This is a genomic window from Streptomyces sp. WAC04114 (genome assembly GCF_019733245.1).
Taxonomy (GTDB): Bacteria; Actinomycetota; Actinomycetes; order Streptomycetales; family Streptomycetaceae; genus Streptomyces; species Streptomyces massasporeus_A.
On record NZ_JAIGQA010000001.1, the window covers coordinates 167,792 to 187,966 of the forward strand.

General features: G+C 74.3%; 13 protein-coding genes. 6 read left to right on the top strand and 7 right to left on the bottom strand.

Translation table 11 applies throughout. The features are described 5' to 3' along the window. Positions 1-89 precede the first annotated feature (89 nt). From K4G64_RS00760 to K4G64_RS00770, 3 genes are read left to right on the top strand one after another with little or no spacing between them, the layout of a single operon-like run. On the top strand, positions 90-806 hold the full coding sequence (locus tag K4G64_RS00760) for a glycosyltransferase family 2 protein (RefSeq protein WP_308122170.1): 717 nt from the start codon (positions 90-92) through the stop codon (positions 804-806). Next, the gene (locus K4G64_RS00765; RefSeq protein ID WP_221754055.1) at positions 803-1,456 is read left to right on the top strand and encodes a DUF2064 domain-containing protein; all 654 of its coding nucleotides are present in this window, start codon (positions 803-805) and stop codon (positions 1,454-1,456) included. Before K4G64_RS00760 ends, K4G64_RS00765 begins: the two co-directional genes overlap by 4 nt. Then, on the top strand, positions 1,453-2,205 hold the full coding sequence (locus K4G64_RS00770) for a bifunctional 2-polyprenyl-6-hydroxyphenol methylase/3-demethylubiquinol 3-O-methyltransferase UbiG (protein WP_221754056.1): 753 nt from the start codon (positions 1,453-1,455) through the stop codon (positions 2,203-2,205). Before K4G64_RS00765 ends, K4G64_RS00770 begins: the two co-directional genes overlap by 4 nt. Before the next feature lie 313 nt (positions 2,206-2,518). Here the strand turns inward: K4G64_RS00770 and K4G64_RS00775 are convergent, their stop codons facing one another. Further along, a complete protein-coding gene (locus K4G64_RS00775) occupies positions 2,519-3,760 on the bottom strand; it encodes a molybdopterin-dependent oxidoreductase (protein ID WP_221754057.1) in 1,242 nt (413 codons plus the stop codon). A 116-nt stretch (positions 3,761-3,876) separates the two neighbouring features. Between K4G64_RS00775 and K4G64_RS00780 the strand changes: the two genes are divergently transcribed. After that, positions 3,877-5,250, top strand: a complete 1,374-nt coding sequence (locus K4G64_RS00780) for a hypothetical protein (protein ID WP_374206338.1) — start codon at positions 3,877-3,879, stop codon at positions 5,248-5,250. Between the two features lie 24 nt (positions 5,251-5,274). On the opposite strand, the gene K4G64_RS00785 is transcribed toward K4G64_RS00780, so the two are convergent. The 3 genes from K4G64_RS00785 to K4G64_RS00795 all read right to left on the bottom strand — a co-directional run bounded on the left by K4G64_RS00785 (position 5,275) and on the right by K4G64_RS00795 (position 7,630). Next, positions 5,275-5,766, bottom strand: a complete 492-nt coding sequence (locus tag K4G64_RS00785; protein ID WP_221754058.1) for an ATP-binding protein — start codon at positions 5,764-5,766, stop codon at positions 5,275-5,277. A 165-nt stretch (positions 5,767-5,931) separates the two neighbouring features. Next, a complete protein-coding gene (locus tag K4G64_RS00790) occupies positions 5,932-6,282 on the bottom strand; it encodes a hypothetical protein (RefSeq protein WP_221754059.1) in 351 nt (116 codons plus the stop codon). Between the two features lie 121 nt (positions 6,283-6,403). After that, entirely contained in the window at positions 6,404-7,630 is a 1,227-nt protein-coding gene (locus tag K4G64_RS00795; protein ID WP_221754060.1) for an MFS transporter, read from the bottom strand. A gap of 99 nt (positions 7,631-7,729) precedes the next feature. Between K4G64_RS00795 and K4G64_RS00800 the strand changes: the two genes are divergently transcribed. Next, positions 7,730-8,815 carry a helix-turn-helix domain-containing protein gene (locus K4G64_RS00800; RefSeq protein WP_221754061.1) on the top strand — a complete coding sequence of 362 codons (1,086 nt, stop codon included), beginning with the start codon at positions 7,730-7,732 and terminating at the stop codon, positions 8,813-8,815. A gap of 105 nt (positions 8,816-8,920) precedes the next feature. On the opposite strand, the gene K4G64_RS00805 is transcribed toward K4G64_RS00800, so the two are convergent. The 3 genes from K4G64_RS00805 to K4G64_RS00815 form a co-directional block, all read right to left on the bottom strand. Next, positions 8,921-13,429, bottom strand: a complete 4,509-nt coding sequence (locus tag K4G64_RS00805; protein ID WP_221754062.1) for a hypothetical protein — start codon at positions 13,427-13,429, stop codon at positions 8,921-8,923. 61 nt (positions 13,430-13,490) lie between these two features. Further along, complete coding sequence (locus tag K4G64_RS00810; RefSeq protein WP_221754063.1) at positions 13,491-14,372, bottom strand: hypothetical protein; 882 nt, start codon at positions 14,370-14,372, stop codon at positions 13,491-13,493. Positions 14,373-14,477: 105 nt separating this feature from the next. Beyond that, on the bottom strand, positions 14,478-15,824 hold the full coding sequence (locus K4G64_RS00815; protein WP_221754064.1) for an HEXXH motif domain-containing protein: 1,347 nt from the start codon (positions 15,822-15,824) through the stop codon (positions 14,478-14,480). 630 nt (positions 15,825-16,454) lie between these two features. Between K4G64_RS00815 and fxsT the strand changes: the two genes are divergently transcribed. Beyond that, entirely contained in the window at positions 16,455-20,129 is a 3,675-nt protein-coding gene (gene fxsT, locus K4G64_RS00820) for an FxSxx-COOH system tetratricopeptide repeat protein (RefSeq protein WP_221754065.1), read from the top strand. Positions 20,130-20,175: the final 46 nt, after the last annotated feature.

The window sequence follows — 20,175 nt, forward strand, 5'->3', positions numbered from 1 at the left end:
GGGCTCGGGCGCCGCTGCGGCCTCCGACGTCCGCGTTTCGTAAGGAGCGGTAGTCCGATTTGACCGGTTCGCGTTCGTAGGGTGAACCCGTGACGACGACACCCTCTGACGTCGACGTGGTGCTGCCCTGCCTGAACGAGGCCGAGGCCCTTCCCTGGGTGCTCGAGCGGATTCCGCCGGGCTGGCGCGCACTCGTCGTCGACAACGGTTCCACGGATGGTTCGGCCGGGGTCGCCCGCGCGTGGGGCGCGACCGTGGTGCGCGAGCCGAGGCGGGGCTTCGGCGCCGCCTGCCACGCCGGGCTGACGGCGGCCACCGCCGAGGTGGTGTGCTTCTGCGACTGCGACGCCTCCCTCGACCCGGGGCTGCTGGTCCCCTTCGTGCGCGAGGTGCGCGAGGGCGCGGCCGACCTGGTGCTCGGGCGGCGGCGTCCGCAGGGGCGGGGCGCGTGGCCGCCGCATGCCCGGGCCGGGAATCTCGCGCTCGCGCGGATGCTGCGCCGCCGCACCGGACTGCGTCTGCACGACCTCGGTCCCCTGCGCGCCGCCCGCCGCGAGCCGCTGCTCGGCCTCGGTCTCAGCGACCGGCGCAGTGGCTATCCGCTCCAGATGGTCGTCCGCGCGGCCGACGCGGGCTGGCGGATCGCCGAGCACGACGTGCCGTATCTGCCGCGCACCGGCGCCTCGAAGGTGACGGGCACGTGGCGCGGCACCTGGCAGGCCGTTCGGGACATGAGCCGTGTGCTGGCGGAAACGCCCGCGCGCGAAGGGGAAACGACCGCGCACCAAGGAGGAACCGTCCGTTGACCACGCTCCTCGTCATCGCCAAGGAGCCGCGGCCGGGCCGGGTGAAGACCCGCCTCACGCCTCCCTTCACGCCCGGTCAGGCGGCCGAACTGGCGGAAGCGGCCCTCGCGGACACGCTCCACGCCGTGGCCGCCACGCCCGCCGCCCGGCGCGTCCTCGTGCTCGACGGCGCCCCCGGCCCCTGGCTGCCGCCCGGCTTCGACGTCGTGGCGCAGTGCGCGGGCGGTCTGGACGAGCGGCTGGCGCACGCCTTCGCGCACTGCGCCGGTCCGGCCCTGCTCATCGGCATGGACACCCCGCAGGTGACCCCCGACCTGCTCACCGTCGACTTCACCGGCTGCGACGCGTGGTTCGGCCCGGCGGAGGACGGCGGCTTCTGGGCCCTCGGCCTGGCCTGCCCGGACCCCGCACTGCTGCGGGGTGTGCCCATGTCGACGCCGGTGACGGGCGCCGTGCAACGGGAGCGGCTGGTCGCCGCCGGGCTGCGGGTGCGCGACCTGCCGACGCTGCGGGACGTGGACACCGCCCCCGACGCCCACGCGGTCGCCGCGCTCGCCCCGCGAGGGCGCTTCGCGGCCCGGCTGGCCCGCTGTTCGCCGGCCGCGGGAACGGACGCCGAGCCGGTGTCGCGTCCGGTCGGTCCTCGATGAGCGCCCCGCCCGCCACCGCCCTGCCCTGGGCGGCGGCCGACCCCTACGACGCCGCTCTGCGCGCCGGCCGCGGTCCCCTGTTCCTGCGGCGCACCGACGGCTGGCTGCTGCCGCTGGAGGTGGAGCGCTGGTGCGCCCGGGCCGACCCGGTCGACCGGGACGTACTCGACCGGTGCGAGGGGGCTGTGCTGGACGTGGGCTGCGGGCCCGGGAGGCTCGTCGCGGAACTGGCCGCCCGGGGGCGGGCCGCCCTCGGGATCGACGTCAGCGAGGCCGCGGTGGAGCACACCGTCCGGCTCGGCGGCCAGGCGCTGCGGCGGTCGGTGTTCGAGCACCTGCCCGGCGAGGGCCGCTGGGACACCGTTCTGCTCATGGACGGCAACATCGGCATCGGGGGCGACCCGAGCGCCCTGCTGGAGCGGGTCGCCGGGCTCCTGCGCCCCGGCGGTCTGCTGATCGCCGAGACCGCCCACGCGGACGTCGACGAACGGGTGCGCGTCCACATCACCGACGCCCGCACCACCACCGGTGATCCCTTCCCCTGGGCCCGGCTCGGCACCCGCGCGCTGCTCCGGTACGCGCGGGGCCACTGGGAGTGGGACGGTCAGTGGACGGCCGGCGGACGGCGCTTCGCCGCGCTGCGCAGCCGCAGCACCAGCAGCAGCGCCGAGCCTGCGAAGAGAACCGCCGTGATCAGCAGCCAGCGCGTGAGAAACACCTCCGGCGGCAGGCCGGTCCCGGACCGGTAGCGCTCCTCCACCATGCCGGTGATCAGCGGGAACCACACGAGGAGCAGCAGCCCGGAGAGGGCCGCCGGCACCCGCACGTACATCGTCCACTCCCGGCGGCGGACCCGGCCGAGCCCCCGTACGACCGCTCGGTCCGCCGCCGCGTACAGCGGCAGCAGCACCAGATCGTGCAGCAGCGCGGCGCCGACGACCCACAGCGCCACGCCGAGCCAGTCGCCGGCGAGCAGGCGTACCCCCGCGTAGACCGCGAGGACGAACGAGCAGGTCAGCAGCAGGATTTGCAGGGGGCTGCCGACGACGAGGCGTCCTCGCATCACAGGTCTCCGAACGTCATCCGGGCCACCCACTTGGTGTTCAGCACACCGGGGGCCGCGGGCACGATGATCCGGGCCGGGTGGCCGTGGTCGGGGGACAGTTCCTCGCCGTTGACGTACAGGGCGAGCAGGGAACGCGGGTCGGCCACCTGGTTGGCGCGCAAGGCGGCCTTCCGGAAGGCGCCGTGGCGCTGGAGGGACTCGACGAACACGTCCGGCGGGTCGTCCTCGTACCCGACGAGGGCCGCGAGGTCGCGCAACCGCACCCCGCGCCACCACTGGTCCGGCGTGGACCAGCCCTCCACGCAAGCGATGGGCAGCGCCGAGCTGTACAGGGGCATCTCGGCGAGCTGGGCGCGGCTGAGACGGATCGTGCCCGTGCGCCCCGTCACGACGAGCCGCCAGGCGTCCTCGGCCGTTTCCGCCGTGTCGATCCCGGCGTACGCGGCGGTCTTGTTGATCTGGAAGCCGTTCGGGCCGCTGCCGGGTTCGTCGCCGCCGTGCGGGGCGAGGAGGGCGGTGCGCCGCAGCGGGCCGCCGAAGTTCTGCCCCACAGTCGTGACGAACAGCAGCAGCGAGCCGCCCCCGACGAACCACAGGGCGCCCCGCCGGGAGACGGTCGGCTCGGTGGGGCGCGGGGAGACCAGGTCGTTCTTCTCCTCCCGCAGCCCCCGCAGATTGCGCAGTGCCGTGGGCGCCTTGAGCAGGGCGTGGGCCACGAAGGCGGCGAAGAACACCCAGGCGCCGTAGAAGTGCAGGGGGTAGAACGAGCCGGGGAAGACGTAGTCGAGCTGGACGTTGAGGACGCCGGTGACGAACTCGAACAGTCCGCCGCCGACCAGCAGCAGCAGGGAGACCCGCTCCAGGGCGTGCGCGAGCGAGCGGGCCGGTGGCAGGGTGAACAGCCTCGGCACGACGGACCACAGCTTGGCGAGCAGGACGGGGATCAGGGTGATGCCGAGAGTGACGTGGACGCCCTGGTTCAGCCGGTACAGCCAGTGCGGGTTCGTCGGCCAGGCGAAGAGGTAGAAGCCGAGGATCCCCTTGTCCGGGGTCTTGTCGTTGACCGGCGAGAGGTTCGGGTTGTAGGCGGCGTACGAGAGAAGTCCCGTCACGAACAGCACCGTGATGCCTGCCAGGAGGACGACGCCCAGCACCGAGGTGAACCGGGGGCCGCGCAGAGGGCTGCGCCAGAAGCCGGGGGACGTGGGAAGCCGTGGATCGCGTGGATCGTCTCGCATGAGCCGACGGTAGGCCGCGAGAGCCCCGCGAATGGGTGCGCGACCCATGACGAAACGCTGACATCGGGCCCGGTCGGCGGTCCGTGAGCGGTCGCGCGGCCTAGCGTGCCGGTGTGATCCGCACCCTGCCCTCCCCCGCCCGGACCCGCGAGTCCGAGCCTCCCGGCCGTCTGCGCCATGACCTGTACGCCGCCGGGGCCGCCGCGGTGCTCGTGACGGTGGCCGTGGTGGCCGGCCGCCACATCGAGGACACCCGCGGGACGCTGTTCGTCGACTGGCCCCCGCTGCTCGCCTCCTGGGGGCCGCACGTGGGCCCCGCCGCCCCTGCGGCCGTGCTGGTGGCGGTCGCCGTCGTGGCCTACGGTCCCGCCCTCGCGGCCCGCCTGCCCTGGCGGGCCCTGCTGCCGGTGACCTGGGGCGCCTCGACGGCCTGGATCCTCTCCCTCGCGCTGATCGACGGCTGGGACCGGGGCATCGCCCGCAGGCTCACCACCCGCTACGAGTACCTCCAGGTCATCGACCGCTTCCACGACATCCCGGCGGCGCTGCGGGACTTCACCGGGCACATCCTGCTCGACTCGCCCGACAACTGGCCCGCCCACATCGCCGGGCACCCGCCCGCCGCCACGCTCACCTTCGTACTGCTCGACCGGATCGGGCTGCGGGGCGGGGGCTGGGCCGGGGTGTGGTGCATCGTCGTCGGCGCGACGGCGTGCGTGGCCGTGCTGGTCACGATTCGCGCCCTCTGCGACGAGGCACTGGCCCGCCGGGCGGCCCCCTTCCTGGTCCTGGCCCCCGCGGCCGTGTGGATGGGCACCTCGGCGGACGCGTACTTCGCGGCGGTGGCGGCGTGGGCGGTGGCCCTGCTCGCTCTGGCGGTGACCCGGAGATCCCCGGGGTGGGCGGGCGCGTCCGGGCTGCTGTTCGGCCTGACCTGCTATCTGTCGTACGGCCTGACCCTCGTCGCACTGATCGCGGCAGCGGTCCTGGTGCTCGGCCGGCACGGGGTCCGGGAACGCCCGGCCCTGGTGGTGCCGCTGCTCGCCGGACTGGCCGTGGTCCCCGCGGTGTTCACGCTCGCGGGCTTCGACTGGTGGGAGGCCTACCACCTGCTGGTCACGCGCTATGCCCAGGGCGCGGGCGGCATCCGCCCCTACGGCTACTGGGTGTGGGCCAATCTGGCCTGCACGGTGCTCATCACGGGAGTGGCGACGGCGGCGGGGCTGCGGCGGACGGGGGCCGTCCTGGTCCGGCGCCGCACCGCGCCCCGGGCGTGCGTCCGCCTCGCGTTCCTCGTGTCCGCCGCGCTCCTGGCCCTGCTCGTCGCCGATCTGTCCGGCATGAGCAAGGCGGAGACCGAACGCATCTGGCTCCCCTTCGCCCTGTGGCTGCTCCCGGCCTGCGCGTTCCTCACCCGGCCCCGCTCCTGGCTCACCGCCCAGGCGGTGCTCGCGCTGCTCCTCAACCATCTGCTGCTCACCGGGTGGTGACCCGGCCGGGGCTCGTAGTGGGCGTCAGGCGGCCGGGCCGGCCGCGCCTATGGAGTCGGGGCCACCGACCGGGGCCGGTCGCAGGTAGGCGGTGATCTGCTTGCCGCGGCCCAGGGGCCTGACGGTGACCTCGCTGCTGACCGTGTGCACGACGTGCATGCCGTGGCCGCCGAAGCGCTGCCCGTCGCGCTTCATGACCACCGGCTGCTCGGTGGAGGTGTCCCATACCGTGATGGCGAGTTCGTCGCCGGTGAGCCGCAGGACCATCCCGCAGGGGCCGGGGGCGTGCCGGATCGCGTTGGTGACCAGTTCACTGACGACCAGTTCGGCGTCGATCGCCAGCGGGGCCGGCACGGGCGGGCGGCCGGTACACGGTGCGTGCGCCAGGAACGCGTGCAGCGCCCGGCGCGCCTCGACGGCGCACGCTGCGCCGTCGTCCCAGACCGCGGCGCAGCGCAGCGGGGCCTGCTCGCCCGTGCCCGGCACATCCGCCTGCTTCATAAGCGGGATGACCATATGGGGCTCTTTCGTTGTTGTTCGTGTTGCTCGGTGGCCTTTCGGACGTCGTCTACCCCGCCGCGGAGCACTAATACGGCCGGTAGCCCGCCATTGTGGTGTGCTTTGCGCCGCATGGCCCGCGACCGAGGGGCGAACGACGGGCGCGGGCCGTGGACGCGTCCGTCAGGCCCTGTTGAGGCGGGCGGCGATTCCGCGACCGATCAGCAAATAGATGACGGCGGGAAGTCCATAATTGAGGACGACGCGCAGCCCTTCCGTGTCCATCGTGAAAATGTCCTGCGCCCACCCCGAAAGCCAGTCCGCCGTTCCGTGCACGAACTCGACGAACGGATTCCCCTGGTTGGCGTCGAGCAGGTGGAGCACGATCCACAGGCCCAGCAGACCGGCCGCGACGTCGGCGATCGTGCAGATCGTGAGGGCCACCCGACGTGCGGTGTCGTGGTTTCGGGCGGTGCGGTCGGGCGGCGGCTGGTCGTAGGGCTGGTATGCGGAGGCCGGATCGGTGCCGTTCACAAGAAATCCCCTCTGACGTTTCACTTTGCCGACCGGTCGCCCACATGAAAGACATCGGGAGCGGGATTCGATTTCGGCCGGCCTTTTCTGCCCCCTGCAGCGCCTTGCGAGTGCCGCCGCGTTACACCTCGCGTCCTGGCGGCGAAAAATCTGGGGCCGGAGCCGTGGCCACGGCCGAGGCGGACAGGAATGTCGCGGTCGCGAGGCTGCCCCAGAGGGCCGTCGGGCCGTGGGGGGCGAGGGCGGTGATGACCGTCGGGGAGACGGCGAGGCCGAAGCCCGTGGAGAGCTCGAAGCGGGCGAGGGTGCGTCCCAGGGCGTGGGCGGGGGCGAGGTGGGTGACGAGCGCGGTGGCGCTGCCGGCGTAGACGATCTCGCCGAGGGTGCAGACCACGGACACCGCGGCGACGGCGGGGGCGCCCGGTCCGGGCCCCAGTGAGGTGGCCGCGAGGAAGCCGGCGTAGGACACGCCGAGTATCACTCCGGCCAGCGCCAGCACGGCCCGCCGGGAGTAGCGGGACATCAGGACGGTGACCGGCACCTGCAGGGTGACCACCAGCACCGTGTTGGTCACGAAGACGGCCGCCGACCAGACCGGGGACGCGTCCAGCTGCGTCACCAGGATCAGCGGGAGCGCGATCTCGGGGACGTTGAGGCAGAAGACGTAGACGATGTTGGCGGCGAGCAGGGTGCGCATCCGCGGTGCGGGCCCGCCGTCCCGGTCCGCGTCCCTGTCCGGCGTGGCGGCGGGGTGCGCGTGGAGGCGGACCGACCAGGCGAGGGCCGCCGCGGCGAGGTACGCGAGGCCCGTGCCGGCCGCGAGTGCCCGCAGCGCGGTGGCGCCGCCCGCCAGCGACACGGTGGCGATGAGCGCGCCCACGCCCAGCCCGGCGTTGCGCAGGGCGCGGCCCGCCGCGAGAGCGGCGTCGCGTTGTCTGCCGTGGGAGACCGTGGCCACGAGAGCCGCGTGGGCGGCGGGCCAGGCCTGGTTGCCGACGCCGAGGAAGAGCGCCGCCGTCGCGAACGGCCAGACCTGCCCCGCCGGGGTGACCAGGAGCAGCGCGACACCCAGCACGCGCACCAGCATCGACGCGGCCACGACCGTGCTGCGGGCGCCCCGGTCCAGCCAGCGGCCCACCGCGGGCATGCACACCAGGCCCACGACGATGCCGGCCGTCATGGCGACGCCGGTGACCGGTGCTGACAGTCGCAGCACCAGCACGCCGTAGAGCAGCAGGAAGGGCCGCAGCAGGCCGGTGCCGAGGGCGTCCACGGCCAGGGCGACGGCGTAGCGGGGGCCTCCGGAGGCGCGCACGAGGGCACGGGGCCGGATCTTGGTGGTGGTCATGGCGTCACACGCTGGGTGCGACGGCCGGGCCGGGCACGTCGCTTGACGGACACCGTCAAGCGACGCCGGCGTCGGTGGGCCGCCCGAGATGATGGGGACATGACGCTGAGGATCGACATCGGCGGTCTGCCGTCCGGGGGGCTGCGGTTCGCGGCCTCGCCGCTGGCCGAGCTGACCGCGATGCTGCACGTGCTGGCCGAGCCCGGTCATCATCCGCAGCACGCCGGCTGGGCCGCGGACGTCTGGGCCGGACTGCGGCCGGAGCAGGCCGAGCGGCTCAGGGAGGCGGAGTTCCTCTGGCGGTCCTCGCAGGCCGACTTCCTGATCCCCGCCCGGCCGCGGCCGACCCTCGCCGAGGAACTGGACGACGTGGACCGGATCGACGACGACCGCTATGTGACGGCCGCTCTCGTCACGACCTGCGGCAGCGGCCGGATCCCCCGCGCCGCGCCGTCGCCGCTCAGGGACGCGGCCGCGCGGGAGCGGGCCCTGGAGCTGGCGCAGGCCCGCGGCCCGCGGCAGGAGGCCTTTGCGGAACGGCTGCTCGCCGACCCGGAGGCCGTGCGGGCGCGTGTGCGCGACACCCTCGAACGGTGCGCCGAAGCCTTCTTCGACACCGCCTGGGCGGGTGTCGTGGTGCGGATCGCCACCGATCTGCGTCTGAAGAACGACCTGTTGAGGCGTCAGGGCATCGGGGCGGCCCTCGCCTCGGTGTCCGGGGCGGTCACCCTGGCGCCGGACGGCGACGTCATCGTCGTGGACAAGCTGCAGGACAAGGCGACCACCGCCGACGCGGCCGGGGTCACCTTCATCCCCAGTGTCTTCGGCCGTCCCCACCTGGTGGCGGTCCACGCGCCCGGCTGGCAGCCGGTGGTGCAGTACCCGGTGGCCGAGCCGGGCCCGCCGGAGCCGGTGCCGCTGGAGACGGTGACGCTGCGGCTGGAGGCGCTCGCCCATCCTGTGCGGCTGCGGCTGCTGCGGACCCTGGCCCGCGGTCCCCACACCACCGGCGAGCTGGCCCACGCCTGGGAGCTCACGCCCCCGGAGGTCTCCCGCCATCTCGCCGTGCTGCGCCGCGCGGGCCTGCTCACGACCCGGCGGCACGGCCGGTACGTCCGCAACACCCTCGATCTGCCCGCGCTGTCGGCCCTGGGCACCGACCTGCTGACGGCCGTACTGCGCTGAGTTCACGCGGGGGTGGCCCGTGATGCGGGAATGCGGCCCTCGACGGCAGTCGGCGGCGCCCTTGCCGGTCTTGGGGCGCGCCCTTGATCCTTCGGGACGGCCGCATCACCCGGGCAACGGCGCGAGAAGTTCAGGGCACCAGCTGAAGCTCGCCGTCCCCGCCTCGTGCGCGACGACGAATCCCGTCGTGCAGGCGGCGATCGAGGAGACCGCGGCGGGGAGGTGGTAGGGGGCGGCCGGCTCCCGCCGGTTCACGAGGTCCCAGATCACGACCCGCCGGTCCTCGCCGCCGCCCACGGCGAGCACCCGGCCCCCTGGCAGCCGGGCCGTGGCCAGCGCGGTCACCCGGCCCCGCAGCCCGGCGAGAGGTTCGGCCGCCTCCGGACGGTCGAGGTCCCACAGGCGGACCTCGCCCCCGTCCCCGCCGGACAGGACCACCGTCCGTTCCCCGGGCAGCACCGCGGTGGCCACCGACTCGATCCGTCCACCGCGGCGAACCGGTGCCGCCATCTCACGCCCGGTCGACACGTCCCACACCAGCAGGTTGCCCCCGCGGTCGCCGCTGATCGCGACACCGGGGGCAGGACCACCGTCGGTCAGGGCCAGCGCCAGCACCCAGCCGCTGTGCCCGGTGAAGGTCCGCAACCGTGCCCCCGACGCAAGGTCCCACACCGTCACGACACCGGTGTCCCCGCCGGCGAGCAGGACCTGGCGGCCGTCCCCGGCGCGGCCCACCGCCACCGTCCTGATGCGTTCCGTGCAGTTGGGGAATGCGCGGACCAGGCTGCCGCGGGTCAGCTCCCACATCCGCAGGGAACCGTCCCGGCCGCCCGCCATGACGACCGGCCCCACGTCCGGCAGTTCGGCCGTCGCCAGCGCCCGCACCAGCAACCGCCGGCCCGAGTCCTCCAGTGCGTGCCGGTGCTCGCCCGTCACCAGGTCCCGCACCTCCGCGCCCCGCTCGCCGCCCCCGGCGACGCACAGGGCCGGCCCTTCCTCCGGCTCGGCGACGGCCACCGCTTCCATGACCTCCTCGTGGCCGGTCTCCGGGGCGTCGGGGCGGGCGTCCGTGACGTCCCAGACGACGGCGTGCCCGTCGGCGCCGCCGCTCACCGCCACGAGACGGTCGCCGACCAGCGCGACGTCGACCCCGTGCACGCCGCCGGGGTGGGCGGCGAAGACGTGGGTGGGGCGGCCGGTGCCCGGTTCCCACACGGCGACGCGTCCGTCGGCGCAGCCCGTGACGACCCGCCCGCGCTCGCCGTCCCCGCCCAGCGCGAGGCAGGTGATCACGCCGTGGCCCGCGGAGTCCAGTTCCTGCAGCCGCCGGCCCTCGGCGAGGTCCCACACCAGGACGCGTCCCGCACGGTCGCCGCTCACGGCGACGCACCGGTCTCCGGCCGTGCCCGTGACCACCCGGGTCACCCGGTCCTCGTGCCCCGTCAGCATGTGCAGCCTGCGCCCGTCGGCCGCGTTCCACACCTGCACCCGGCCGTCGTAGCAGCCGGTGACCGCGACGACGGTGCCGTCGCCCAGCGTCGCCGTGGCCACCGCCCGGACGAAGTCCGCGTGCGGGCCGAGGGTGCGGAGCCACTGTCCCGTCCGCACGTCCCAGACGCGGGCGCCCCGGTCCTCGCCCACCGCGACGGCGACCGGGGTGCCGTCCGGCAGTCGCGCGGCGGCGAGCCCGGAGAGCAGCACCATGGAGCTGTCCAGCCGGGTCGGCGTTCCGTCGTCGTCCGGGTTCCACAGGACCACCTGGTGGCCGTGCCCGGCGGCAACGGCCCGGGTGCCCCCCTCGGGCAGGGAGACCGTGACCAGGATCCGGATCGGCCCGACACCGGCCGCCTGCCGGCGGACCAGGTCGCCGGTGCCCGGGTCGTGGACGTACAGCCGGCCGTCCTCCCCTCCGGTGAGCAGGACGTGGCGTCCGTCGGCGAGTTGCGCCGGCGCGATCGTGCGGGCCGGCCCCGACAGGCCGCCGAGGGTGCGCAGAATCCGGCCGCCGAGCGGGTCCGACAGCCGCGTGCGGTGGGTGTCCCCGGTGCTGAGGACCACGCACTCACCGTGGCTCCGCGTCTCCCCCACCGCCTCGGGCTCCGGCGTCCGGGCGAGCCGCACCTCGAAGACCGGCCCGGCATGTGGGCCGAGGGTCTGCAGCCGTGCCGTGGTCGCGGTCCGGCTCACGGCCCAGACCGGCCGGGCCGAGACCGGGGCCCGGCCCGGCCGGGAGGAGGCCAGCGCCTCGGACAGGGCGGTGTCCCGCCACACGGCAGCGTCGAGGCCGAGCAGATCCCGCCGTACGGCCGGGAGGTGCCGGAGCGGATGGTGTGCCGTGGTCTGGCGGTAGATGTCGGCGTGCGTCCGGGCCCGGCGCCCCTGGGCCCGGTGCAGGTGCCGTACCAGCCGCTCCGGGTCGGCGTGCAGCAGGTACGACACGTCCTCGAGCAGCGCGTCCAGCTGCTCCGGGCCGACGTCCATCGCGTGGTCGGCCGCGTGCCGCCGCAGATAGCGGTCCGCCCGGGACCAGTCACGGACGCCGTTCTCGGCCGGCACGGCCGACAGCAGGGCGTCCAGCACGGCACGGCTGTCCGTGCGCCCCGCCAGGTGTTCGGCCGGCGCCCGGTGGAAGAAGCTGTAGAGCCTGCCGTCGTCCACGGCCGGGTCGGCACCGGGGTCGACGGTGGTGCGCAGATAGAACCGGGCCCCGGTGAGGGCCTCCGCGGTGTCCCGGAGCCGTGGCGGCAGCGGCCCGTCGCGTACCTCGGGCCGCAGCGCGAGGGCCACCTCGTGCAGGAGGCCGGACGGCATGCCCTGTCCGGCCGCCCGGGCGAGCGCCACCAGCACCGCGTCGGTCCAGGGGAGTTCGGCCGTCAGCGTGCGCAGGTCCAGGTCGAGCATCCCCGGCAGATCGCATGGCAGTTCCCGGGCGATCTCGGCCCCGGAGAGGATCGTGCCCGCCCGGGAGAGTCTGCGCAGGTGCGCGCCGTACACGGCCGCGGTCAGGAACGCCCCGTGCTCGGCGGAGCCCGACAGGCGGTACGCGATCATCTCGGTCACGTCGGTGGAGTAGTCGGTGTCCAGCAGGCGGCCCAGATAGGTGCCGAGGTGCGCTGCCAGCGACGCGGGCTGTTCCGCGTCGAGGTCGAGGTGTCGTTCCGGGTGGCCGGCGAGGGCCGCGTGCAGGTCGGGGAGGCTGTCCGGCCACAGCCGGGTGCCGATCAGCACCCGGCACCCCGGCACCGGATCACCGCCCTCGCCCGTCAGCGGCAGCAGCACCTGCCGCAGCAGCCCGTCGGGGTCGTCGGCCTCGTCGAGCGCGTCGAGGACGACGGTGACGTCGCCCACCGCGCCCAGTGCGGCGGTCAGTTCGGCGAAGGTCGCCTTCACCGCCCCGGCCCGGCCCGGGCGGCCGCTCTGCTGCCGGGGCAGGCGCAGTACCCGGGCCTGTTGGTACAGCGAGTCCACGACGTCCTGGGTGGACAGACGGTGCGCGTGCACGGCGAGCAGCCGGGGGTCGGGCGGCGGACGGAAGTCGCTGAGGCCGAGGCGGTCGCGCAGGGGACGCAGCTGGGGATGGACGGTGCACACCGTCACCCCGAGGAGTGCCGACTTCCCCGCACCGGGTCTGCCGGTGACGGCCAGCAGTCGGTGCTCCCGGGCCCGGGGCTCGCCGAGCCACTCCGCGATGCGCTCGAGCTCGCCGCGGCGCCCGCTGAAGAAGAACGCCTCCGCGTCCGGTGTGCCGGCGGCCCGGGCGGCGAAGTGGTGCAGATCCAGCCGGGGATCCAGTCGCTCGGCGTAGCGCCGCAGGGCGGCGACCGCTTCGGCCCGGTACTGCTCCGCGGCGTCGACGGCGTGGTGCGGGTTGCGCAGGAAGGGCGCCGGTGTCGGGGACGCATCGTCGTGCTTGGTGCACACCACCTGCTGCTTCGGCAGGCCCGCGGCGGTGTCGGCGCGGCGCAGCTCAGCGTCCACCTCCTCCGCCAGCAGGGTCACGGGGACGTGTTCCAGGTCGGGAGGGATGTCCAGGGTGCCGCGTGCGATGCGGTCGATCACCGTCGCGGTCGCCTTGCTGAAGCGCGCTCCGTAGGTGATGTTCCCGGCTGCGCAGGCCGCGATCACCCAGGCGTCGCGGCTCTCCGCCCCGAGCAGTCGCTGGATGCGCTGTGAGGTGAGGGCCGTACCGCCACCGCACACGTCGAGCAGGAACAGGACCGGCCCGCCGTCCTCGTGTTCGACGTCCCGGAGCAGTTCGTCGACGTCCACGCTCGTTTTGCGGATGCCTTTGGGGAGGGTGGTGGTGTCCCGCATCGCCAGGTACAGCACCGGCCCGACGGTCTGCGCGTGGCCGCTGAAGTGCACCACGAGCGGGTCCTGGCCGGCCCGGTCCCGCGCGGTCCGCCACGCCAGGCGGAACTCGGCGGGTGTCGGGTCGAGCAGTGGCCCGGTCACCTCGAGCCCGGCCCGGTGCAGCGCGCGGGCGACGGTGTCCACGGCCTCGGCCACGCTCGGCAGAGGTTCGAGCGGGAGTACCCCCGCGGCCTCTTCCTCCTCGGTCGGCACACGTGTGGGAAAGCCTCCCGCGCCCACCACGAGTGCGTGCACTGTCACGGCCGTGCTTTCCCTCCGTACCGCATGCGTCCTCGGGCGGCCTGCGCCCGCTGTGCCGGGATCAGTCCGCGAAGTGCGGCGCGAGCGCGGCCGCCGTCAGTCCCGCCGCGAGATAGCCGCCGAGGGTGTGGGGATCGAAGACGCCGATGTCCGTGGTGGCGTGCACGTCGACGGGGAAGGCCCCGCCCAACTCCCGCGGCACCGCCACCAGGTCGCCCACGTCGGCGATGTTCACCCAGTGCCGCACCCCGGGGGGGCGCGCGCCGCGGCCGTCCAGGGGCTCGGGGTCCAGCTTGCGCATGAGCGCCGGGAGGCCGAGCGGCGAGCCGAGGGTGAGCAACAGGTCGATTTCCAGGTCCTGATGGGCGTGCAGGGTCTCGTAGGCGACCACGCTGCCCAGGGAGTGGGCGACGACGACCCGTGCGCCGTGCTCGCGGACGGCCCGGGCCACCGTCGCCCGGACCGCCTTCCGCCGGGCGGGACGTGAGGTGTAGGCGTCGGTGTCCTGGAGCGTGGCCACCACCATGCGCGACAGCAGTTCCGCCAGCCGCTTCCGGGCCGCCTGCGGCGCGTCCCCGGCGCGCTGTTCCACGAGCCGGTTGACAGCCCACCGCAGCGGCGAGAGCATCCCGGCCTGGCCTTCCCGGGGCGGCGTCACTCCGGCCGCCTCCAGCCACTCCCACGCCTCGCCCTGCTGGGCGGACGTCAGGTCCTCCAGGACGCCCGTGCCCGCGGACTGGCGCTCGGGGCGGTAGTCGTCGGCGAGTTGGTGCGCGTAGTACGCCATGACCAGCTCGGGCGGCGGCACGTGCGACAGCCCCGCCGCGCTCAGCCCCTTGCGCAGCCGGTCCGCCGCGGCGACGGCCTTGAGCTCGGCGGCCTGCTCCGGGGACGCGCCCCGCACGAGATTCCCGATGCCGTGCACGAGCACCACGGTTCCCATCCCCCACCACCCCCATGGCCCGGCCGACGACCTGATGCGGAGAGACTTGTACCCGTGCGCGGCCCCGCCCAACACCGCCCGGCGCGGGGGAAGGAGCGGCAACGCCTAGCTTCCCGTCCGCCCGGCCCGGTTGCGCTCCGACCAGCGCGCGCGGTGGAGGTCCGCCTGCTGCCGTGCCTCCCGCACCGCGGACTCCGGCAGCGGCACGGTGCGCAGCTCCGCCAGGGCCTTGCCCATGGTGGCGACGAACCGGCGGCCGGTGCCGGTCAGTCCGCTCCGGTCGGCCAGCATCGCCTCCTTCGTCTCGGAGGCCGCCTCACGCCACCGGGCACACCGCACCTGCGCCCGGTGCCGCTCCGCCGGGTCGGACACGAAGGCCGCCTCCCGGGACCAGAAGCGGGCCACGGACAGAAAGGCGTAGGTGCCGTGCAGCAGGCCGTACAGGGGTCTCGGGTCGTCCCGCCAGGGTGCGTAGTACCGCACACGCGACGCCCCCGCACTCGGCTCGGCGAGCAGGTCGACCAGGTGCATCACGGCCGCCAGTTTGCTGTGCTGCATCTCGTGGACCAGCGTCTCGGCGAGATCGCGGGCGTGCAGGGGGCGGGACAGCGTCACTCCGCCGAACATCTCGGCCGCGCTCCCGCTGCGCCCGGCCGGCGAGCCCTCGGTCAGGGGCAGCGGAGTCAGCGTGCGCAGGCCTTCGTCCAGCTCGGCGGCGTAGTCGGTGTGCCGGGCCCGCAGCAGGCTCATCGCGCCGGCCGCGGTGGACCGCCAGAGGCGCAGTTCGTCCTCGGGAAGCCGCTCCGCGTCCGTCGCCACGACCTGGTCGACGTCGTCGACCAGGAACGACGCCCCGGGCCCCGGGGTCGCGCCCCGCAGTGGCCACCAGCCGGCCCGCTCGGCGCCCAGCGCCATCGGCGGCGGGAGGTGCACCCGCAGGCCCGTCCCGGTTTCGAGGACACCGCCCGTGGGAGCGCCGCGCAGCAGCAGGGGGGCACCGGGGGCGGCGTCCGGGAGGCGGACCGCCCCCAGCCCGGGCAGCACGGCTCCCGGGGGGACGGCGGTCAGAGCGATCGAGACGTCCAGGCCGGTGGCGGTGGCGGCCGCGGCCGCCACCGAGGCCAACGGCAGGAGGCCGACGGCGACGGGCCCGCTCTCGTCGAGCGTCCGCCAGGTCGTCACCAGCCGTGGCCCCACCGAAGGGTGGCCGAGAACGCGCCGGGTCACGTCCGGCGCCGCACGCCAGGCGTCGGTGAGCACGCCGAACAGCCGGTTCATGCCGCGCCAGGTGTCCCCGCCGTGCTCCCCGGCCCGGTCCAGCAGGGCCCTGAGCAGCAGCAGCCGCCTGCTGTACTCGCTCTCCCGCAGCATCCTGACGGTCTGCGCGCCACCGCCGCCCCGGGCGAGGGCGGCGAGCAGCGGGCTGTCCAGACGGTATGCGGACGGTGTCACCGTCGCGTGTTCCGGACTCAGGTCCGCTCCCCGAGACGCGCGAGGTGCATTGCGGGTCCGGGGGAAAGGGTCACGACACCTTTCGCGGGAGCGTCCTGCGCCACGTCCGGCTCACTCGTTTCGGTACCCATGGAGCTCCCGTGTGCGAACGAATTTGCGCTCCGAACCAGAAGGTTTCCCACGGCGTACGAGACGATCCGAGGATCGCCCGAAGCGCCGCACTTGTCGGTAGACTCGTTCGAGTCTGACAGCAAGTCATCAGTTTGGCAGCCGAGTTGAGAGGCCACACCACAACTGTCCGGCAGTCCTCCACTCGTGGCGGATTCTCGACTCAATCGGGACGGCGGGGCTCCGTATGGATGATCAGACCGAAACGCGGGAGGTGCTGGATTCTCCCCTGGTTGATCTTTCGAATTTACCCTTCGACGCAATCCGGTCACTGCCCGAATCCGTGATAGTGAGTGCCTTGCGGCGTGTGCGACGGGAAGCGTCACGCCCCGAGTCCATGTTCACCACGAATCACGAGAAGGACCCCGGCGGCGGTGAAGCGCAGAAGGAGTGACCGCCCGAGCCCGTGCACCGCCCCTCCCCCGCGTCCGATCACCACCGACGAAGCGAAGCGGAGCCGAGATGTCTGAGGCGGACGGCCGGATCTCCCGCCCCCGTGTGGCCGCGTTCTGCTCCACGGCGGAGGACATCGGCCAGACGACGACCCTGCTCAACACGGCCGTACTGCTGTCCCGCGCGGGCCGCAGGGTGCTCGTCCTCGACGGCCGCAACGCCGATGTGCGCACCCGGCACTACGTCCGCTCGGTCGCCCCGGCCACCGCGCTGCTGCCGGGCGAGGAGGGCGGTCCCTCCGTGGAGGAGTGGTCCCCCGCCGGTGCGGTCCGTCCCATCGGACTGGCGACCCTGAAGGGCCCGGACCCGCTGGCCGCGGTGTCCGGGGCGGGCCCGGATCATCCCGCCTTCCAGGGCTACGACGACGTCCTCATCGACGCCCCGCTGCCCCGCACCGAGGAACAGACCGCGCAGCTGGCGCGGTTGCCGGATCTGCTCGTGGTCTGCTTCACCGCCGACTCCTCGTTCATCGAGGACGCCGCGGCCCTGGCCTGGGGCATCCTCCGGCACACCGAACGCCCCCTCGACGTCATCGCCCTGGCCCTGCAGACCGACTGGGCGCACGAGGACCAACTGCGCATCGCCCGCGACCGGGTGGGGCCGAGCTTCGCACGGCTCTACGGCCGCCCGGTGCGCTACCTGGAGATCCCCTACCACGCGATGTCGGCCCGCAGCGACCGGCTCGGCACCGAGCTGGACAACGGCAACGGCTTCGACGAACGGGTCCTGCCCGCTCTCGAACGCCTCGTCTTTGCCCTGGACCACCCGCACCCGGTCGCGCCGACGCACGTGACCCTCGTCCACACCTCGCGCCACACGGTCTGGGCCGACTGGATCGAGGCCCAACTGCGCGCCCTGGGCGTCGGCGTCGTACGGCGCGCCTACGGCGGCCGGCGCCCCGAGCGTCCGGCCGACGACGGCGCCGTCCTGCTGCTGCAGCCGACCACGGTGCGCCCGGACGAACAGCGGGCGCTGCGGGCCCTGTCCGATCCGGGGATCCGGATGGTGCTGATCGACGGCGAGACGCTGCCGCCCGGGTTCGCCCACCACCAGCAGATCGACCTGCGCCGCCACGACGAGCAGCGGGCCACCGAAGTGCTGCTGCGCGGACTGTCGCTGCCCGTGCCGCGCCGTCTGCCCTGCTCCCCCCACCGCTTCCCCAGCGTCCCCAACCGCACCAACATCGACGCCCGCAGCGTCACCTTCGTGGGCCGCGAGGACCTGCTCGACGACATGCGCGAGGCGCTGCGCGGCCTGGCGGGCCAGGGCCGGCCCTGCCTGCTCCTCGGCGCGCCCGGCGTCGGCAAGTCCGAAGCCCTGCTGGAGTTCTGCCACCGGTTCGGCGGCTCCTACGACGTCGTCTGGTGGGTGCGGGCCGATGCCTCCGAGAACGTCCGGGCCTCGCTCGCCGCGCTCGGTGACGCCCTGGGCGAACCCACCGCCCAGGAACTCAGCGGCCACATCCGGGCGCTGCGGGCGAGGGCCGACGAGACCGGCGAGCGATGGCTGCTGGTCTGCGACGAACTCGACGACGTGGCGCTGCTGGGCGAGGTGACGGACCTGCTTCCGGCGCCGTCCGGCGACTGTCACATCCTGTTCGCCGCACGGGCCGGTCAGGGACCCGCACCGGCCGGTGCCGTGCAGGTCGCGCCCTTCTCCCGGGGCGAGAGCGAGGCGCTGCTCCTGACGCTGCTGCCCGGCCTCGGACCCTCCCACGCACGGGACGTCGTCCACCGGGTCGGTCCACTGCCGCTCGCCCTGCGCCTGGCCGCCTGCTGGATCGGGGCCGAGGCCACCCAGGTCGGGGAGAGGGACAACCTGAGCGGGTCCCAGGCCCGGCAGACCGCCGTCGAGGCGTTCCTCGACGCCTTCACCGACCAGCAACAGACCTTCGGCCCGGGCGCGCTGGCCGGCACACAGATCCTGCTGCGCATGGCCCGCTTCTCCGTCCGCTCCAGCGCGGCGGCCGAGGCGTGGTCCCACGAACCGGCGGGTGTCGCGGCGCTGAACTGGCTGATCGACGCCTGTGCGCTGATCACCGGCGCGGGGGTCGACCTGCGGATGCTGCGCTCCCGGCCCATGAGGGCGGCGCTGGCACAGGCGGGACCGGACCACGCCGCGGACGGGGGGCCGGTCCGCCCGGCGGACACCCTCCTCGTCGACGCCGCGTTGTGGGTGCTGCACCAGCACGGTCTGGTCGAGTTCGACTTCGCCCGCCCCGGGCAGCCCGTCCGCCAGCACCGGGTGCTGCGGGATCTCATCGTGGCCGAACTGGGCGACGCGCCGCGCATCGAGACGCAGCTGCGGGCGGTGCTCGGCGCCGACCTGCTCGGCATGGCGGACGGCCCCGCCCCTCCCGACGCCGAGACCATCACCCGGCGCGGCAGACAGATCGAGGCACTGCGGCTCTGGGAGGACACCCGCCCCGCGGTGCAGCAGTCGCTGCTGAGCCACCTGGCCGACCTCGTCCGCACCCAGGAGGAGGCGGCGCTCAAGGAGTGCCTGCGCGTGGGCCGGCTCGCCCTGCGGAGCTGGACGGAGCAGGACTGCCTCGAACACCGGCGCCTGCGCGCCCTGTTGTCCGACGCGCAGCACCTGCGCGGCGATTACGCGGAATCCGGTGCGCTCGCCCTCGGCGTGCTGCGGGAGTACCGGGGGAACCTCGGCCTCACCCACCCCCGCTCCCTGCAGATGGCCGACAGCTATGCGGCGAACCTGGGTTCGGCGGGCCATGTCGCCGACGCGCTCGACGAGGCCGTGCACGTCGCCCGCGGCATGGCGCGGCTGCTGGGCCCGCGGCACGGCAGCACCGAGCGGGTCCACCGCAACCTGGCCTGGTGCTACGCCGCGGCCGGCGACTACCCCGCCGGCATGCGGCTGTACCGCCAGGTCTACGAACAGCGCCGGGCGATCGGAGGCGACGACGACCCCGCCGTACGGGACATGGTCCCCGGGCTGGCGGAGATGCACCGGCTGCTCGGGCAGGACGCGGAGTCGTACCAGTTGCTCAAGCACGGCTGGACAGCGCGCAGCACGGCGCGGCCCGCGATCACCCGGGTGCCGATCACGATCGTGGCGGAGAACGGGCTCGCGGTGAGCGAGCGCCGGCTCGGCGATCCCGACCGGGCCTGGGAACGCGACACGCGAGCGCTGGACATGGCCGTCAGTGTGCTGGGAGAGCAGCACATGATCACTCAGCGGTGCCGGTTCTCTCTCGCCGTCGACCACCATCTGCTGGGCGAGCCCGAACCGGCGGTGGAGTACGCCGAGCGCTGTCTGCACACGCTGGCGGGCCGGTACGGCCCGGAGCACCCGTCCACCCACCTGTGCCGGATGCGCCTCGGCGTCCATCTGCGCGGCGCGGGCCGGACGGAGGAGGCCCGTGAGGCCGGCCGGACCGCGCGACGCGGCCTGGAGTCGGTGCTCGGCGCCCGTCACCCCTGGACTTTGGCGTCCTCCATCGCCCTGGCGGGGACCCTGGTGGCGTGCGGAGCGGAGGAGGAGGCGGTGGGACTGGAGGAGAGCGCCCAGCGCGGCTACGACCACCTCGGCCTGAACCGGCACCCGGCCAGGGCGATCGCCGCCGGCAACCTCGCCATGACCCGTGCCGGGCAGCTGGGCGCGGCGGGCAGCGGCGAACTGCCCCGGGTGCGCCGGGACATCGACGTGGAACTGTTCGTGTGAACCGACGGCGCGGTGTCCCGCGTACGTCGTCGGCCATAAGGAGTTG

Bases quoted from the DNA above. Each gene is read 5' to 3' on its own strand.
- K4G64_RS00770 (WP_221754056.1), top strand. From the start codon at position 1,453: ATGAGCGCCCCGCCCGCCACCGCCCTGCCCTGGGCGGCGGCCGACCCC.
- K4G64_RS00775 (WP_221754057.1), bottom strand. From the start codon at position 3,760: ATGCGAGACGATCCACGCGATCCACGGCTTCCCACGTCCCCCGGCTTC.
- K4G64_RS00785 (WP_221754058.1), bottom strand. From the start codon at position 5,766: ATGGTCATCCCGCTTATGAAGCAGGCGGATGTGCCGGGCACGGGCGAG.
- K4G64_RS00795 (WP_221754060.1), bottom strand. From the start codon at position 7,630: ATGACCACCACCAAGATCCGGCCCCGTGCCCTCGTGCGCGCCTCCGGA.
- K4G64_RS00800 (WP_221754061.1), top strand. From the start codon at position 7,730: ATGACGCTGAGGATCGACATCGGCGGTCTGCCGTCCGGGGGGCTGCGG.
- K4G64_RS00810 (WP_221754063.1), bottom strand. From the start codon at position 14,372: ATGGGAACCGTGGTGCTCGTGCACGGCATCGGGAATCTCGTGCGGGGC.
- fxsT (WP_221754065.1), top strand. From the start codon at position 16,455: ATGTCTGAGGCGGACGGCCGGATCTCCCGCCCCCGTGTGGCCGCGTTC.